We start from the raw sequence: 16,440 nt of genomic DNA on the forward strand, positions 1-16,440 counted from the left end.
GCCCCCCCCCCCGGGGGGGGCGGGGGGCCGTGGGGGGGCGCCCCCGGCCGCGGCGGGGGGCCCCCCCCCCCAACCCCCCCCCCCCCCCCCCGCGGCGGCCCCCCCCCCGGGACCGGCGGGCGGGACCGGCGTGCAGGGGGGCTACTCGCCCGGCAGGAAGCCGTCGATGGCGACGCCCAGGGAGGCGGCCCGCGCGATGCCCCGGATGCGGTCGGCGACCGCGATGTCGAGGCTCCCGAGGCCGAACGGCGAGTAGATCGCCCGGCGGGCCGGGTCTCGTCGGAACGAGGCCGGCTCGCGCAGGATCACGCCGATCTCGGCGTCGATGAAGTCACGCGAGCCGCTGGCCTGCTCGGCCAGGTGTACCGAGGTCTGTTCGCGGGAGACGTGGTCGGCGTCGTCCACCACGTTCTGCGCGCCGAGGATCTCCTCGACGTGCAGGTCGCGCAGCGAGACGTGCAGGACGGTCGCGTCCTCGGCTGCCGGCCCGAGGTCGAGATGGGGAGCGGGCGCGGTGGTGGCGAGGGCGATCAGGCGCTGCCCGGCGATCGTCTCGGCCACGGAGCCGCCGACGGTCGTCGTCAGGCCGTACTGCCGCTCGGCCTCCTCACCGAAGCGCTGCGCCCGCTCGCGGTCGAGGTCGAACAGCCGCAGCCGGCTCAGGCTCGGGAAGGCATCACGCAGGTAGTACCGCACCTGACGGTTGATCGGGCCGCAGCCGATCAGGGCGAGTTCCTCGGGCTCGGCTTCCACGGAGAGCACCCGGGCGCCGATCGCCGCGCTGGCCGCAGTGCGATGCGCCGAGATCTCGGAGCCCTCGATCAGCGCTGTCGGCCGCCCGGTCTTCGAGTCGTTGAGCACGATGACGGCACTGGCCCGGTCGACGCCGCGCGCGACGTTGTCCGGGAAGGAGGCGATCCACTTCATCCCGATCGACGCGGGCTCGTCACCGCCGCGCACATAGGCCGGCAGGCCGATGATGCGGTTCTTGGGCATGTCCGGGAAGCGGAGGAAGATCGAGTGCGGCACCGTGGTCAGGCCCGCGGCGTGCCTCCGGTAGGTGTCGCCGACGGCCTCGACGACCAGGTCGCGGTGGGTGTCGAGGATCTTGCGAACCTCGGAGTTTCGCAGGACCAGCATGACGTTCCTTCGGTCGGGAACCCTCGGAGAACGGGGTCCGGATGTGCGGGAGGTGGCAGCCCGTCCAGGGCGTCACGGAGCGGGCCGCCGGGCCCGGGGTCGCGGTCGGCGTCACCGGGGTCACGGTCGGCGGGAGGGGCGCCGAGGTGCCGTTGACCGGGTGCTCAGGAGTAGATCGAGTCCAGGTGGCGGTGCCCCTTGTCCGGGAAGAGCAGGACGACCTTCGCGTCGGGCGCCAGCCCGTCGGCGAGCTGCTCGAAGGCGGCCAGCGCCGCCCCGGAGCGCGGCCCGGCGAGGATCGCCTCCCGTTCGACCAGCCGTCGGCAGGCGCGGGCGGCCGTCGTCCGGTCGATCCGAAGCCGGTGGCGCACCCCTTCGACGCCCGGATCCGCCGGCACCGGTACCTCGGCGTCGCCGACCAGGTGGACCGCGACCAGCTCCGTGGCCAGGCCCAGCAATCGGATCTGATCGGCGCAGCCGCGTAGCACCGCCGGGCTGTCCGCGTCGCAGATCACCAGGTCGAACGGCCCGTCGACGTGCTCCAGGATCTCGCGCGCGGCACCCCGGTCGGACTCGGCGCGGCGCAGCGCGCTGTGCGAGCCGGGCCAGTGCCCGCCGATTCGCGCCGCGAGATCGCGGGCGAACGCCGCCCGCGCCGGCTCGTCCGCCACGGCGCCGTCCGGCACCGCGACCCGGGCGCCATAGGCCCGCAGCAGGCCGCCCACGGCGGCCTCGACGTCGGGACTGACGACACAGACGAGCTCGACCCGCCGGCTGCGGCAGACCTGGGTCAGGCTCGCCGCGAAGTCGGCGGAACCGGTCTCGGCCACCAGGGTCGCGCCCTCGACCAGCTCGCCGCGCCGCAGCAGTTCGTCCACCGCTGCGACGGCGGAGCGGTCCTCCGTGCTGCCGGTCGGGTTGAAACCTTCCAGCTTGGCGAGGAGCTGCCCCGGGAAGCCTCCGGCGACCCGCACCAGCTGTACCAGGGCGGTGTCGCCGATCGTGTCCAGAATCCCTGCGCTGAGCCCCATGGGTGTTCTCACCTCATCCTCTCTGCCGTCCGTCCGCGGCTCGCGCGTGGTCCCGGCCGTGTTCTATTCGCGGATGCCCGCGGCTTCGATCGCCCGCTGGCGGGTCGCCCGTCCGGTCGCCCCGGACGCGGTGACGACGGTGACGAGGGCGCAGAGCGCGACGGTCCCCAGGACCTGCGCCCACGGGATCACCGTCGGCGCGCCGGCCACAAGTTTGCTCAGCGTGACGTGCTGGGTCGCCGCGGCGAGACCGGTCGCCGCTGCGGCGAGCACCGTGCCGACGACCACCGCCACGGCGGCCTCGGCGGCGGCGACCTTCACGATCTGACTGCGCACCGTGCCGGCCAGCCCGAGCAGGGCGAACTCCCGCCGCCGCCCGGCCATCGCCATGATCAGAGTGTTCGCGACCGCGATCAGTGCGTAGGCGAGTGCGATCCCCAGGATGACCACCGCGGCGTTGTTCGTCTGCTCGGCAGCATGCGCGCGTTGGGCCTCCAGATAGGCGCCGTAGGTCAGGACGTGCGCGCCGGAGCCGGCCAGCGCCTGGTTCACCGCGGCCGTCTGCCGCTCGTCGAGCGGCCGGCCCACGCCCGCCGTCGAGTCGAGGTAGACCTGGCTCGGCATCACCGCGCCGGTCAGTGACGCGGACACATAGGTGTCGTCACCGTTCAGACCGCGCGCGACCACCGCCGCGATGACGGTTCGAACCTTTTCACCGGTCGGCAGCAGCGTGACCACGTGGTCCCCGGCCGACAGGCTGTCGGACTCGGCCGCGTGCTCGTCGATGACCACGAAGTTCTCCGGCGGCGAGGCGAGCGAGCCGGAGACCACCGGCGGCGTGATGGTGGTGCCCAGCGCCGTCGCGGGCACCGCGTTGGTGCGCAGCGAGTCGATCTGCTCGCCCTGGGCGGTGCCTATCCGGATGTTCATCGAAGTGACCGGGGTGACTCGGACCCCGGGCACGGCCGTCAGCCGCTCCAGCGTGCGGGCGTCGATCCCGGAACCGCCGGGGACGACGACGCCCGCCGCCTGGACTTCCTGCTGCTGACGGGTGAGGACCGCGGCGTCACCGGACTTCTGCATCGTCAGCAGGGCGCCTACCAGCCCGACGGCCACCACGATCGGCGCCACCATGGCGGCCGTACGCCGCCGGGAGGTGAGGATGTTCTCGCGTACCAGCAGCGGTCCGGCCTTGGCCGAGCCGCGCATCGGGCCGGTCAGCAGCCGGGTGACCGGTCGCAGCAGGATCGGCGCCAGCAGGGTGACCGCGCCGACGTAGAGGACCGGCACCGCCTCGTACTTGCGGGCACTGGCCGCCAGATACGGCTCGGTCCGGAAGATCACGATCCCGGCGACGACTGCCCCGATCAGCATTCCGATCCCGAGCAGCCAGCGGATCGGCGTCATCCCGCGACGCTCCACCACGCTTTCCCGCAGCACCTCGATCGGCCGGATCAGCGAGACCCGGACGAGGGTGGCGGCCGAGCCGGCCAGCGCCGCGGCCACGCCGATGACGAAGGAGATCAGCAGCGGCAGCGGGTTGAAGGGGATGGTGAACCAGGAAGGGGCGACGTCGTGGTCGAGCATCCAGGAGCGCAGCGGCATGGTGCACAGCGGGGCGAGGACGCAGCCGGCGGCCGCCGCCGCCAGGCCGATCAGCATCGCCTCACCGAGCACCATGCGCCGCACCTGCCGCGGCGCGGCGCCCACCAGCCGCAGCAGCGCCAGTTCGCGGCGGCGCTGCTCGGTGGCGAAGGCGAAGGTCGCGATGACGACGAACACCGCGACGAACACCGCGAGGCCGGTCGTACTGCCCGCCATCGCCTGGGCGTTGGCGAGCGCCTCGGCGCCGCCGGTGTCGTCGGGGTCGATCCGGGTCAGGTCGTCGCCGCCGAGGACCACGGCCCGGTCGCCCACGAGGGTGGACAGCCGGCTCGTCTTCTGGTCGGTGACCAGTGCGTTGACGCCGGGCGACAGGCGCTCCGCCTCGGCGTCGCTGAAGAAGACCGCGTTCTCGAACCAGAGCGCGTCGGTGACCCCCACCACCCGGTAAGGGCCGGCGCCCCGGGCGGTGACCGCCTCGGTTCGACGTCCGATCAGCGACTTGACACCGCCGGTGACGACGACTTCGTCCGCGGCCTCCGGCGCGCGTCCGGCCACGAGGTGGTAGCCCGCGAAGGCGGCCGAGCTCCAGGGGTGACCGGTCGTATCCTCGGAACCGGTGCTCAGCCGTACCGGGAAGCTGCGGTCGGCCGTGACCTTCCCGGCCGCGGTCACCTTGGTCACGACGTCGGCGGGCAGCACCGCGGGGGCCTTCATCGGGCGCCCCTCGAAGCCCTGCGGCGCGAGGACGGTCGAGGCTTCCTTGAACCGCTGCGGCCCCGGATGCGGCGTGCCGAAGGTGGCCGCCAGGGTCAGCGTCATCATGCCGATCATCGTCGTGCCGAGGGCGAGGGCGAGGAAGGCACCCACGAAGCCCACCAGACGGTGCCGGAGGGTGGCTACGGCGATGCTCAGCACGGCTTCGTCTCGCTCTCGCCGGGCTCCAGCGCGGCCATCCGCATGGCTACGGACTCGGCCGTCGGCTCGAACAGCTCACCGGTCACCCTGCCGTCGGCGAGGAAGACCACCTGCTGAGAGTACGAGGCTGCCACCGGGTCGTGCGTGACCATGATCACCGTCTGCCCGTGCTGCTCGACAACGCCGCGCAGCAGCGCCAGGACCTCACGCGCGGTTCGCGAGTCCAGCGCACCGGTCGGCTCGTCGGCGAAGATCACCTTGGGCCTGGTCACCAGCGCCCGCGCGATCGCGACGCGCTGCTGCTGACCACCCGACAGTTCGGCAGGCCGGTGCCCACCGCGCTCGGCGAGACCGACCTCGGCCAGCCCCTTGTCGATAGCCGCCGGATCGATGGCGCGCCCGGCCAACCGGAGGGGCAGCTCGACGTTCTGTCGGGCCGTCAGTGCCGGGATCAGATTGAAGGACTGGAAGATGAAGCCCATGTGTTCGCGGCGCAACTCGGTCAGCGCCCGCTCGGAGAGCTGGTGCAACGGGGCGCCGTCCAGCAGGACCTTGCCCGCGTCGACCCGGTCCAGGCCCGCCGCGCACTGCAGCAGCGTCGACTTGCCCGAGCCCGAAGGGCCCATGATGGCGGTGAAGGTGCCCGCCGCGAAGTCGATGTCCACCCCGTCGAGCGCCCGTACCCGGTTGTCGCCGCGGCCGTACGTCTTGTGCACGCCCTCGAGCCGCGCCAGTACGCCGGAGCCGTCACCTGCCGCCGACGTCCCGGTGTGCGCGCCACGACCTCGTTCGCCGCGGTTACGATCTGCGATTCTGCTGAGCAAGGACTTGAACCTCTCGGAGCTCTCGGGTGGGCCGGCGTACGGGCGCTCCCGAAGTGGGCGCCGCGCAGCGCGAATCCTGCTTAATTCCTAGGAGATCGCTCTATAGTCCCTCGATACACGAGCTCCGGACCGGGGTTGAGCTGATCTCGGCCAGGCCTTGCACTCGCCGAGGTCTGCTCTTGTCCACTCCCGGCTGTTCGCCCCCTCTTCGCGCGCCCACCCGCTGACGTGGGGTGCCTGAGCAGGCCCCCACGTCAGCCGATGACACCTGACCAGCCGTCAGGCCGACCGCCCGGCCGCGTCGAGCAGCACGGACGCCACCGGCCTCGCCTGGGTAGGCACCCGGACGGCATCGCCGGTGAGGATTTCCTGATAGGCGTCGGTGAGGACCACGCTGGGGTCAACGCCCAGCTCGTCCACCAGCAACCGCCGCCCCTCGTTGAACAGGCGCACCGCCTCGGCCTGGCGGGCGGACCGGGCGAGCGCGATCATCAGCTGAGCACGGAATCGTTCCCGTAGCGGGAATGCCGCCACCAGACCGGTGAGCTCCGCGATCAGCGCGCGGTGCCTGCCGAGCGCCAGGTCGACCTCGATCCGGGACTCGTGGACAGCGATCCGCCGCTCACCCCAGGCCAGCCCCTCGGTCTCGGCCAGCCGCTTGGTGCCGTCGGCCAGAGCCTCGCCGTCCCACAGGTCCAGCGCCCGACGGAGCAGTTCCGCCGCCCGCTCCCACTGTCCGTCGTCCAGGGCGGCCTGGCCGCTCCGGGCAAGCTCCTCGAACTCCACTTGGTCACACCAGACTTGGCTCATATCGATCCGATAGCCCGAACGCAGGCGGGTGATCGGGACGGTCACGCCGAGGCGCTTGCGCAGCCTGGAAGCGTAGGTGTGGATCTGCGCCCCCGCGGTGCTCGGCGGGTCCCAGTCCCACAGCAAACGGCTGATCTGGGTGTCCGACAGCGGCCTTCCGTTGGCCAGTAGGAGCGCGGCCAGCATCGTCCGCTGCTTGACCCCGCCGAGAGTGTCCTCCCTGCCACCGACGAAGGCCCGGATCGGGCCGAGAAGACGGATCCGGATGCCCTCACCCGCGGTGGGACCCTGCGCGTCAGCACCCCCCATCGCCATCACCGATCACCTAGCGGGCCGCGAGAGGAGGCGTCCACCCCCTCGCCGGCCGATGGAGATTTCATTATGGACATGGCTGCCTTCGACCGTGACATGAGTTCCCCCTGTAGTTCTCATTTGTCTAAAGCTGTCCCGCCGTGGCGATCCCTCCGGCCTAGGCTCGGGCCCCGAAACCCACTGAAAACACGGCCCAGTGGTAGGCAGAAGATGTCTGATCAGGGCGTATCCACCTGACGAAGGCTCGCACTTTGAGCTCGAGGCAGTCTTTTCGTTGAAGCCGTTACATGTCAACTGAAAATCGTGTCGGCATAGTCTCCACGGTCTGGCCGGGACCGGACTTGACCGTGGCCGAAACAGGTGATCAATGATTTACGGCCACGACGCGACCTAAGGCTCGGCACGTGGTAGAACGAGGGCAGCCACGAAGGTTCACCAGCGGCTCGTAAAGTTTTACGCTGCGGACCGCAAAGGATGGAGTGGTCGGGCGAGGGGAGAATAGACGCCATTGGCCAAAATTAGCTGCTGCCGAAAGTCGGTTGATGCGGCACCGCGATCCGCAGCAAGAATGGGCTAATCGCCCGAATCGTCAGCGGGCAACTACTGGAAGACGGTTATCGGCTCGATATCACCGCTACTCCACCGCTCCAAGGACCGGTTACGGTTCTCGAATGCTGATGAACCTGATGACTCGGACGCCCGCGCGGCTGGGCCTCGTCCTCCTCGCGGTGGCCGGTCTTCTGCTGGCGTGGACCGTGTACCTGGGCTCCATCACGGACGGCGAAGTGCAGGCGCAGAACTGGTCGGTGTCCTGGATCGGCCTCGATCTGTGCGAGGCCGCCACACTGACCGCCACCGGTGTTTTGACCATGCGGAGGAGCCGCGCAGTCTCACCGGTCGCCGCCGCGGCCGCGGCACTGCTGCTGCTGGACGCGTGGTTCGATGTGATGACCGTGGACAGCCCTACCGACTGGTACATCGCGTGGGCCATGGCCTTGGGCGTGGAACTGCCCGCCTGTTACGTGATGATACGTCTGTCGAAGACCGCTCTGGACTGGAACGGCCGCCCTGGGACAAGTGAGCCGGATCACGACAGGACGCGGATCTGATCAAACTCGTCAGCGAGATCCGTCTGTCCCGCGGCACCTGGACGGTGCCATCCGCACGCGGACGGAAAGGACAGGCCGCAGGCATCCGCCCGAAGGAGGAAGTCCTCCGGGACGGTGACTATGTGAGTTCCGACGTCACGGGGCACTGCCCGCGACCGAGGGCACGGGCGTGGTCGTCCAAGTGGAAGCCCGGCTGGAGATCGGCCTCGTCGTAGTAGCGATGGAAGACGGGCGTGATGCCACCGGACACCGGCGGGACGATCCAGCTCCAGTCGGCCGGCACGATACGGCCCTGACTCTCCTCCTTCGCCAGGTGGGCGAGGAAGCGGCGGGACTCGGTGTGGTGATCGGTGATTTTCACGCCCGCGGCTTCGAAGGAGTGCAGGACCGCCACGTTGATCTCGACCAGGGCTCGGTCGCGCCACAGGCTGCTCTCGCTGCCGGTGTCCAGGCCGAGGTGGCCGGCGACGACGGGCAGGAGGTTGTAGCGGTCCTCGTCGACCAGGTTGCGGGCCCCGATCTCGGTGCCCATGTACCAGCCGTTGAACGGGGCCAGAGGGTAGTCGACACCCCCGATCCGCAGACGCATGTTGGAGATTGCGGGGACAGCGTGCCACCGCAGGCCCAGCTGCCCGAACCACGGGTGGTCGGGGTGGCTCAGGGGCACTTCCAGGACGAGGTCCCGGGGTATGTCGAACAGCTGCGCCTTGTCGTCGGAGGTCTCCACGACCAGGGGGAGCACGTCGAAGGGACCGCCAGGAGGCTGCCAGCCCATCTCCCGTACGACGTCGGTGAAGCCGACGTACGCCGGATCGCCGGTGATACCGCCGTCCGGTCGGCGATGCCCGGCGTAGCGCACAAGTTGGTCGTTCCACACTCTCGGGCCGCGACGGTCCGGGGTGTCGGGGGCGAAGATGGAGATGACGGGTCGCACGCGTCCGCCGTTGGTCGCCAGACGCAGGTGCTCGCACAGCTCCCGGTGAACCTCACCGGGTGAAGTCACACCGCGCAGGTCGCGCACGTTCAGACTGTTCCAGTACAGGCGGCCGATGCAGCGGGAGGCGTTCCGCCAGGCCACCCGGGCGCCGAAGACGAGTTCCTCCGGGGTGTGCGTGTAGGTGCCCAGTTCCTCGGCCTCCGCGCGCACCTGGCGCAGTCGCTGTGCGAGGACGACGGGCTGCCCGGGGTTCTCCGTGTGGAACTGGGCGAGGAAGTCCTCGGCTTCCTCCAGGTCGGCGGCGCCGCCGACCGGCGAGGCATTGTCGGTGGGCGGCTGCGGCGTACGGCTGCCCGGGGCGAGGGCTGCCTGATGAGCGCGGCCGCGCAGCAGGGTCTCGGATTGCATGGTGCTCCTCACGGTGGCCTGTGGGAGTTCGTCCGCCGTCCCTTGGGCGGAGCGCACGGAGTGCTGTGATGCGGAAGACGGCGTGGGCGTCCACAGCGCGCCGCCGAACGGCGTTGCGGAACATGCCCGCTTCGTGTGTGGACGCCCACGGTCAGGGTGGAGGGGTGGTTTCGCGGTACCGATGTCCGGTCAGCCGAGGCTCAGCGGCAGGGACTTGAGGGAGCGGAATTCCAGGTTCGGGTTCCAGATGGGTTCGCCCGCCAGGCTGATCTTCGGGAAGCGCTCGAACAGTGCGGCGAAGAACCACTTGAGTTCCAGGGCGGCGATCTGCCGGCCGAGGCAGGAGTGCGGTCCCACCCCGAACGTAAGGTGCTTTCCGCTGTTGGGCCGCCCAAGGTCGAACTCGTCCGGCTCTTCGAACACACGGGGGTCGCGGTTCGCTGCTCCCAGGAAAAGGGCGACGTTCTGCCCTTCCTCGATCTGCACCCCGTTCAGGTCGAGTGTCGTTCCTGCCCGGCGCCATGTGAACTGGTTCGAAGCGTTGTAGCGGACCAGCTCATTGACCGCGTTGTCCGCACAGGCAGGGTCCGTCAGATAGCGCTCGATCTGCTCCGGATTCGTCGCGAACGCCAGCATGCCGCTACTGGTGGAGCCCGGGGTGGTGGGTGCGAACAGCGCGATGAGCAGCAGGACGAGCTGATGGATCGTCTGCTCGGGTGTGGAGTCGACGTTTGCGGCCTGAGCGGCGGCCAGACGCGCGATGACCGTGTCGGGGAGGACCGTCCCGCGCTTTCCCTGGATGAGTTCCAGGGCGTAAGTGTGCAGATCCGTAAGGTGCTCGAGCAGCAAGTCGAGCTCCAACGGCTGGTCCTGCGGGCCGGACCAGTAGGTCATGAGCGTGTCGACCCGCGGTATCACGAAGTCCAGGTCCACCTCGGGGACTCCGAAGGCGTGGACGGCGGCGTTCACCGGGAGCTTGGCGGCCAGTGCGGGAACGGCGTCGATCTCCTTGGTGCCATCCGGGAGGGAGGCGACCAGGTCGTACGCCACGCGCTCGATCACCTGGCTGTAGTGCGCATGGGCCTCGCGGGTGAAAGCCGCGTGGGTGGACCGCCGCAGCGCGGTGTGGCGTGGAGCGTCCGTGTACATCATGACGTTCTTGGTGAACTGGTGGTAGATGTTGTCCGCCGGCAGCGAGCGGCCGTCGAACTTCGCGTCCAGCACCCCCTCCATGCGCTCGGCCTTGAAGCGGGGGTCCTTCAGCGCGCCGGCGCAGTCGTCATACCTTGTGACGGCCCAGGCGTTCAGGCCCTCGCACCAGTGGACCGGTTCGTGTTCCGCGAGGGCGGCATAGACCGGGTACGGGTTGGGCACGATGCCCGGATCCGACAATGGCGACGATTCACTCACAGGAAAACCTTTCAGGTGGAGAGGTCCGGAAAGACCGCTTGGGCCAGTGACGAGTGGTGGATGGCGGCCTCGGCCAGTTGCTGTGCCGCCCGTGCGGCCGTCTGTGCCGCTGTGGGGGGAGGAGCACTGGAAGCGCCAGGAAGTTCTCATGCATGGCTGTCGTTCGCCGGCCGAACGGGATGAGCCGTTCCAGCGCGGCCCACGGCACGGCGGCGAGTACGTCCGGCCCCCTTCGGTGTGGAAGTGGTTGCCGGTGAAAGCGTGGTGTTCAAAGCCACCGAGGGTACGACGCGCTCGTGTCTTGGCGTTCGCGACGCCGAACCTGTCGCCGGCGGCCTCCGAGAACGCCGTGACGGGGCGGATGAGCGGCGCACCGGAGACACGGCGGTGGTCGTCAGCGACGAAGAGCCCCCGCAGTGGCGAGGGGTGACACAGCCGTGGGTGCCCGGCCACCTCGAAGGCCCGGGGGCGCCCACGCTGTGGCCGACGAACGCGATGGGTCGGTGCAACAGGGGCACGACCCCCGGCTGCCGGAACACGCGCAGCCAGGGGAATGCTTTCGGCATCTCGTGGGACATCGTGGTTCCCGGTCTTCAGTGCGCGGTCAGGTCGTGGAGGCCGGTCATGGCGACGGCGACCTCGGCGAGGGGTCTGGCGGTCTCGTCGCCAGGGCCGGCCTGATGCCATTGGTCCACCTGGTTGAGCCAGACCTCCGCGCCGGTCACGAGGCGCCGCTTGGTAGCGGGACGGTCCTGGGCGACGCGCAGGACGCCGTCCGCCTCCCCTTCCCAGGCCGCCCCGGTGACGGACAGGAACTCCTCGGCCTCGTCGCGGTCATCCAGATCGAAGGTCTGGTGCCGGCTCTTGCCGAGTCCACAACTGTCGTGGAGGCTCCGGCTGTCACGAACGCCGCCCGCGAAGGCCTCGCGAAGCTCCGCGTCCAGCGCCTCCAGCCAGTGAACGCCGTGCGGGGCGTAACTCATCTCGTTCTACATCGAGACGGTGCATTCGGTCGCGGCACAGACGTCCTTGCCGAACTCGATTCGGGACGAGTTGCCGTGCACATGGATAAGCCGGTGAGGCAACAGCTGGTCCGGGCTGAGCTGACGCCGATGCCCCGGACCTCCAGCGCCCTCTCGCGGACGAGCAGTTCCTCGAGTCCGTCCGGTCGCCGCGGATGGTCGACCAGTCCCTCTGCGGTCGCCGATGCTACGACGTCCCCGGGGCCGATCTCCATCGGCCGCCAGTTCGGGTCCGCGCTCACTTCTCAACGCCTCCGCTCGTTGCCAATGGTGTCACTGTGGCGGCGACGGCTATTTATTTCCGGTACGGGTTCTATAGCCCGGGGCTCGCAGGCTCCGTCCGGCGGAACCGGCACTGGCCGGTCATGGGTGGCGAGTACCACTGGTTCGCCGGGAAGCGCGCCGGCGAACCAGTCGAGCCACTCGCACCAAAACGGCACCCTGACGGGAACCGACACCAACCTCAGCCGCCAGCACGACTCCTCCCCCCTTCCTGACCATCGGCGGCTGCGTCGACAGCGCATCGGCCACAACACCGAACCTGGGCCGCTCGCACACGCACACTGGACGCGCCGACGAACCAGAACCGTTCACTGGAACCACGCAAGGAGCAGATCAGCGTCAAACGAGCGTCAAGACAGTTGGACAGCCACCTGGGCAAGCAGAAAAGGTACCAGTCGCTCAACGCGCAATCTGAACGCAGCACCAGGTCGGAGTGATTGTCCAGGGAATCCGGGGCAGTCCGGGTGGTGTTTACCTGGAAAGAGGTCGGCAGACCTACCGGAAATCATAGAGCCGCAGGTCATCGGCCCGTTTTTATCGGCTCCAATATTGCCACGCACTTGCGAGGTCACAGGGAAGGCGATCGGTTTGCCCTCCTTCAAGGAAACATACAGGTCCGAGGAAATTTCGAAGGCGAAATCCAAACCCCGCAGAGAGTTTCGTGCGTCATACATGCATCACCGCCACCGCCGTGCGTCAGGCGCGCGCGGATCCCGATCGATGCCACGACCACAGACTACGCGGTGGCAGGCAGCGCCGCTGGGACTGTGCGAGTGGCCGCCGCCCCCTCTCGAAGCGCCGTGGAATCGAGGGCCAACGCCGGAAGCCCCCTGACCGGCAAGCGCCGGATCAGGGGGCGTGGGGAGGCGGCAAGAGTCACGAACGTAGGGAGAAGCTGCAGGCAAGCAGCCACTGCGCGGGTGGACCCACCACCGCCCACCACCCGCTCGAACGCACCCTCAGCCACCCTGGGACCGTGCGGGACCTGGGCGGTCGCCACCAGAGGCTCACACGTTCACTTCAACACGACGAAGGACAGCGTTGGACCGCCGCCTTCAACTCTCCTGGGGGGCAGGACGATCAGCTGGGATTCCAGTGGGGTCCATGCACCGGCCATGGGGCGACCTCATGCGCCACGGCCTTGCCCAGATCGACTCCAGGTCGGCACGTGGCAAGAATCCGGGCGGCCGGGTGGGCGGCAAGCAGGATCCTGGCCTCGTACTGGTCGCGGGTGGGCACCAGGGTGCCGTCCACGATGAGCACGGTGTCCTTACGGAATCGCTTCCGGGGCTGGAGTGCGAGCAGCGGACCGAGGTGGTCGACTATGCGGTCCGCGGCGGACTTTGAGATGCCCAACAACAGGGCGAGCTGGCGCAGTGTCAAGTTCGTACGCCAGTAGGCCGTGACCAGCAGGACTCGGTCGTCCAACGGCAGGCTCCACGGTCGGCCCGTCCGGCCCCCGTCTGCGCCCTCGCGCCGTAGTGCGGTCACCAACTTGGCAATGCAGCGCGGGTTCAGTCCGGTGAACGGGGAAATCCAGGACGGCTCCGACGCCGTGATCACAGCAGCCACGCGTTGATAATGACATCGCGCCTGCACGCTCCGTCCGGAGCCTCAACAGCGGACCACGGTGGGAAGGACGGCCTCGTGACGGACCGAGCAGACCTGGAACTGGCGCACCGCCTCGCCGACGAGGCGGATGCCATCGCCCGGAGCTACTTCTCGACCACCATCGAATCCCGGACGAAGCGTGACGGGAGCCCCGTCACTGACGCCGACCAGGAGATCGAAATCGTCCTTCGCTCCCTGATCCGCCAGGAGTATCCCGACGACGCTTTCATCGGTGAGGAGTTCGGCGCCCATGGGCACGGCAGACGGCGCTGGATCATCGATGCCATCGACGGTACAGCGAGCTTCCTCGCCGGCGAACCGGAGTGGAGCACCCTGATCGCCGTCGAAGAGGACGGCCGCATCACCGTGGGCATGGTCTCCGCCCCGGCCCTGGGCCGCCGATGGTGGGCCAGCCCGAACTCGGGCTCCTGGGCGGGGTCATGCCCGTCCAACCCAGCCGCACCGACGCACCGGTTGGCCCTCTCCCAAGGCGGAAGTGCCCAGGACGCGTCGGTCGGCATCTGGCCGCCTCCGGCCAGACTGAACCAGCAGGAACGCGCCGTGGCCGCGAGGCTGGCCCGGGGCGTCTCGCAGGTCCGACCGTCGCTCGACTGGGCTGCAGCGGTTCCCATCGCACAGGTGCCCCGCAAACCGTCCACCGGGTCCGGCACCTGCCACGGCGCTCTCCTAGTCGCGACCGGTCAACTGGACGCCTTCCTCCTCCTGGGAGCCGGCCCCTGGGACATCGCCCCGCTGATCCCCATCGTGCAAGAAGCCGGCGGCACCTTCAGCGACCTCTCCGGTCAGCACCGGAGCGACACTGGAGCCGCGTTGTTCGCCCGCCCCGGACTCCACCAACAACTCCTGGACATCGCCGCCAACTGAGAGACCCTCCCTGCGGATACACCACTTCGCCCCGAACAGCGTTGCGGGACAAGTCTTAGTCGCGCACGAGCGACGGGCCGTTCGGCGTAGGGCACGGAGCTACGCCTGCGCCCAGCAGCTCCGCCGGATGCCGCCTGATCGCCCCCTTCAGCCAGCGTCAACCCGTCAGGACGATGACCATGCCGAAGGCAGTAGAGGCCGTCCTCGGTGACCTCCACGAGCGCTTCCCTGCCACTCCGACTGCCCCCTACAACCCTCGATCACGCAAGGCATAAGCCGACCGCCAATCCCCCAGCGCCCAGGCTGCGGGATGCTCATCACCGGCCGCGAGCCGTTCGAGCAGTGCGCGTTGCCGTTCATTCGGGTCAGACCGGCGATCCACGATCACCAACCCACAGCGCACTCGCATGCCCTGTACAGAGCCGAAAGAGTGGCTCCTGCCCTTGGGGGTTCTCTGGGACTTTCCTGGGACTTCCGGCCGCATCAGCCAGTACGAGCGTGAAACAACCGAAAGGGCGTTCATACAGGTCAACGACCTGCGAGGGCCAGACATCGCAGGTCACGGCGTTGGCTGGTCTCTTCCGGGACAAGTGATCGTCAGGAACCAGCAGCTCCGCGCAGAACGTCGCCCGCCCTCGGCGCCCCATCGATATACGCCACCGGACAGAGCCTGACCTGCCCAACAGTTCGCCTGACACCCCATCAGAACGAGCGTCAAATGAGCGTCACGAGCGTCATTTCAGCGTCAAGATATCGCCCGTAACGCCCACACCGCACATAATGCGCACGCACGAAACCGCAGGTCAGGCGCCCTTTGCGACCGGTTCAAGGATCGCCACGCACTCCACATGATGCGTCATCGGAAACAGATCGAACGCCCGCAGTGTGCGTACCCGGTATCCGCCGTCCCGGAAGTACGCCAGGTCGCGGGCCAGTGCCGCCGGGTCGCAGGCGACGTAGGCGATTCTGCGGGCGGCCAGGGACGCCAGGTGCTCCACCGTCTTGCGGCCCGCGCCCGCGCGGGGCGGGTCGAGGACGATGAGGTCGACCTCGGTGATGCCGGTGCGCGGGAGGACCGACTCGACCTTGCCCTGCTCGACGCGGACCCGCGGGAAGCCGGCCAGGTTGTGGCGGGCGTCCTCCACCGCTCGCTTGCCGGACTCGATGCCCAGCACCGCGCCCTTCTCGCCGAGGCGGTCGGCGAGAGCTCCGGCGAACAGGCCGACACCGCAGTAGAGGTCCAGCGCCATCTCGCCCTTGCGCGGCAGCAGGCCCTGCATCACCGCCGTCACCAGGGTGTCCGCCGCCTTCGGGTGGACCTGCCAGAAGCCGCCGTTGCCCACACGGTGGGTGCGGCCGTCGGCCCGTTCGCGGACGAAGGCGCGGCCGTGGACGCGGTGGATGCCACCGTCGTTCTCGTCCACGCGCAGGACGGACACCGGTTTGTCGAGTTCGACCAGGGGCAGGCGGGCGCCGGGGCGGGGCTCCAGGATCACCATGCGGTCCTGGGAACCGGTCGCGGCGATCGCGTCCACCGCCAGCATGCCCGACCAGTCGCGCTCCTCGATGCCGAGTTCGCTGACCCCCGGCGCCGCGATCATGCAGTGCTCGATCGGCTCCACCTCGTGCGAGCGGTGCCGGCGCAGTCCCGCGTTGCCGTCGGCGTCGACCGCGTACTGCACGCGCGTGCGCCACTGCGGCACCTCGCCCGCCGGCAGCTTGTCGCCCTCGGCGGGCATCACCGTGCCGTCCCAGCCCACCTCCTCCGGCGTCAGACCGGCCAGCCGCCGCAGCTGCTCGGCGATCACCTCGCCCTTCAGCCGACGCTGGGCGCCCGGCTTGGCGTGCTGCCAGTCGCAGCCGCCGCAGCGGCCGGGGCCGGCGTAGGGGCAGGGGGCTTCGACGCGGTCCTTGGACGCGTCCACGATGTCGACCGCGTCGGCGCGCAGGAAGCGGGCCCCCTCCTCGCCCTCGGTCACCCGGGCCACCACCCGCTCGCCGGGCAGCGCGTGCCGGACGAACAGCACCTGGCCCTCGGCGGTCCGGGCGATGCAGTGCCCGCCGTGCGCGACCGGGCCCACCTCGACCTCGTACTCCGTCCCCACCAGAGATTTCTTCGGTTCTGCCTGCATGGCGGGG

General features: G+C 69.4%; 11 protein-coding genes and 1 pseudogene. 2 read left to right on the plus strand and 10 right to left on the minus strand.

Annotation, left to right across the window (positions count from 1 at the left end):
* Positions 1–141: 141 nt before the first annotated feature.
* The 5 genes from sbnB to ACWGJB_RS34455 all read right to left on the minus strand — a co-directional run bounded on the left by sbnB (position 142) and on the right by ACWGJB_RS34455 (position 6,640).
* Positions 142–1,140 carry a 2,3-diaminopropionate biosynthesis protein SbnB gene (gene sbnB, locus ACWGJB_RS34435; protein WP_453383971.1) on the minus strand — a complete coding sequence of 333 codons (999 nt, stop codon included), beginning with the start codon at positions 1,138–1,140 and terminating at the stop codon, positions 142–144.
* A gap of 164 nt (positions 1,141–1,304) precedes the next feature.
* A complete protein-coding gene (locus tag ACWGJB_RS34440) occupies positions 1,305–2,171 on the minus strand; it encodes a pyridoxal-phosphate dependent enzyme (protein ID WP_453383972.1) in 867 nt (288 codons plus the stop codon).
* 63 nt (positions 2,172–2,234) lie between these two features.
* Positions 2,235–4,691: an FtsX-like permease family protein gene (locus ACWGJB_RS34445; RefSeq protein WP_453383973.1), complete on the minus strand. Its 2,457-nt coding sequence runs from the start codon at positions 4,689–4,691 to the stop codon at positions 2,235–2,237.
* Positions 4,685–5,407, minus strand: a complete 723-nt coding sequence (locus ACWGJB_RS34450; protein ID WP_453383974.1) for an ABC transporter ATP-binding protein — start codon at positions 5,405–5,407, stop codon at positions 4,685–4,687. The genes ACWGJB_RS34445 and ACWGJB_RS34450 overlap by 7 nt, the downstream gene beginning before the upstream one ends.
* A 387-nt stretch (positions 5,408–5,794) precedes the next feature.
* A complete protein-coding gene (locus tag ACWGJB_RS34455) occupies positions 5,795–6,640 on the minus strand; it encodes an AfsR/SARP family transcriptional regulator (protein WP_453383975.1) in 846 nt (281 codons plus the stop codon).
* Between the two features lie 668 nt (positions 6,641–7,308).
* On the opposite strand from ACWGJB_RS34455, the gene ACWGJB_RS34460 reads away from it, so the two are divergent.
* Positions 7,309–7,746 carry a hypothetical protein gene (locus tag ACWGJB_RS34460; protein WP_453383976.1) on the plus strand — a complete coding sequence of 146 codons (438 nt, stop codon included), beginning with the start codon at positions 7,309–7,311 and terminating at the stop codon, positions 7,744–7,746.
* A gap of 118 nt (positions 7,747–7,864) precedes the next feature.
* Here ACWGJB_RS34460 and ACWGJB_RS34465 read toward each other — a convergent pair whose 3' ends face one another.
* The 4 genes and pseudogenes from ACWGJB_RS34465 to ACWGJB_RS34480 all read right to left on the minus strand — a co-directional run.
* Positions 7,865–9,091, minus strand: a complete 1,227-nt coding sequence (locus tag ACWGJB_RS34465; RefSeq protein ID WP_453383977.1) for a nitric oxide synthase oxygenase — start codon at positions 9,089–9,091, stop codon at positions 7,865–7,867.
* Positions 9,092–9,280: 189 nt separating this feature from the next.
* On the minus strand, positions 9,281–10,501 hold the full coding sequence (gene txtE, locus ACWGJB_RS34470) for a 4-nitrotryptophan synthase (RefSeq protein ID WP_453383978.1): 1,221 nt from the start codon (positions 10,499–10,501) through the stop codon (positions 9,281–9,283).
* A 593-nt stretch (positions 10,502–11,094) separates the two neighbouring features.
* Entirely contained in the window at positions 11,095–11,484 is a 390-nt protein-coding gene (locus ACWGJB_RS34475) for a hypothetical protein (RefSeq protein WP_453383979.1), read from the minus strand.
* Between the two features lie 1,545 nt (positions 11,485–13,029).
* A pseudogene (locus ACWGJB_RS34480) lies at positions 13,030–13,377 on the minus strand (transposase family protein); the annotation flags it as partial.
* Between the two features lie 75 nt (positions 13,378–13,452).
* Here ACWGJB_RS34480 and ACWGJB_RS34485 point away from each other — a divergent pair.
* Complete coding sequence (locus tag ACWGJB_RS34485; protein ID WP_453383980.1) at positions 13,453–14,301, plus strand: inositol monophosphatase family protein; 849 nt, start codon at positions 13,453–13,455, stop codon at positions 14,299–14,301.
* Positions 14,302–15,104: 803 nt separating this feature from the next.
* On the opposite strand, the gene ACWGJB_RS34490 is transcribed toward ACWGJB_RS34485, so the two are convergent.
* Complete coding sequence (locus ACWGJB_RS34490; RefSeq protein WP_453383981.1) at positions 15,105–16,433, minus strand: class I SAM-dependent RNA methyltransferase; 1,329 nt, start codon at positions 16,431–16,433, stop codon at positions 15,105–15,107.
* Between the last annotated feature and the right edge of the window lie 7 nt (positions 16,434–16,440).

Source organism: Streptomyces sp. NPDC054813 (genome assembly GCF_053611365.1).

Coding starts and splice junctions, on each gene's coding strand:
- sbnB (WP_453383971.1), bottom strand. CDS start 1,140: ATGCTGGTCCTGCGAAACTCCGAGGTTCGCAAGATCCTCGACACCCAC.
- ACWGJB_RS34440 (WP_453383972.1), bottom strand. CDS start 2,171: ATGGGGCTCAGCGCAGGGATTCTGGACACGATCGGCGACACCGCCCTG.
- ACWGJB_RS34455 (WP_453383975.1), bottom strand. CDS start 6,640: ATGGCGATGGGGGGTGCTGACGCGCAGGGTCCCACCGCGGGTGAGGGC.
- ACWGJB_RS34460 (WP_453383976.1), top strand. CDS start 7,309: ATGCTGATGAACCTGATGACTCGGACGCCCGCGCGGCTGGGCCTCGTC.
- ACWGJB_RS34465 (WP_453383977.1), bottom strand. CDS start 9,091: ATGCAATCCGAGACCCTGCTGCGCGGCCGCGCTCATCAGGCAGCCCTC.
- ACWGJB_RS34475 (WP_453383979.1), bottom strand. CDS start 11,484: ATGAGTTACGCCCCGCACGGCGTTCACTGGCTGGAGGCGCTGGACGCG.
- ACWGJB_RS34490 (WP_453383981.1), bottom strand. CDS start 16,433: ATGCAGGCAGAACCGAAGAAATCTCTGGTGGGGACGGAGTACGAGGTC.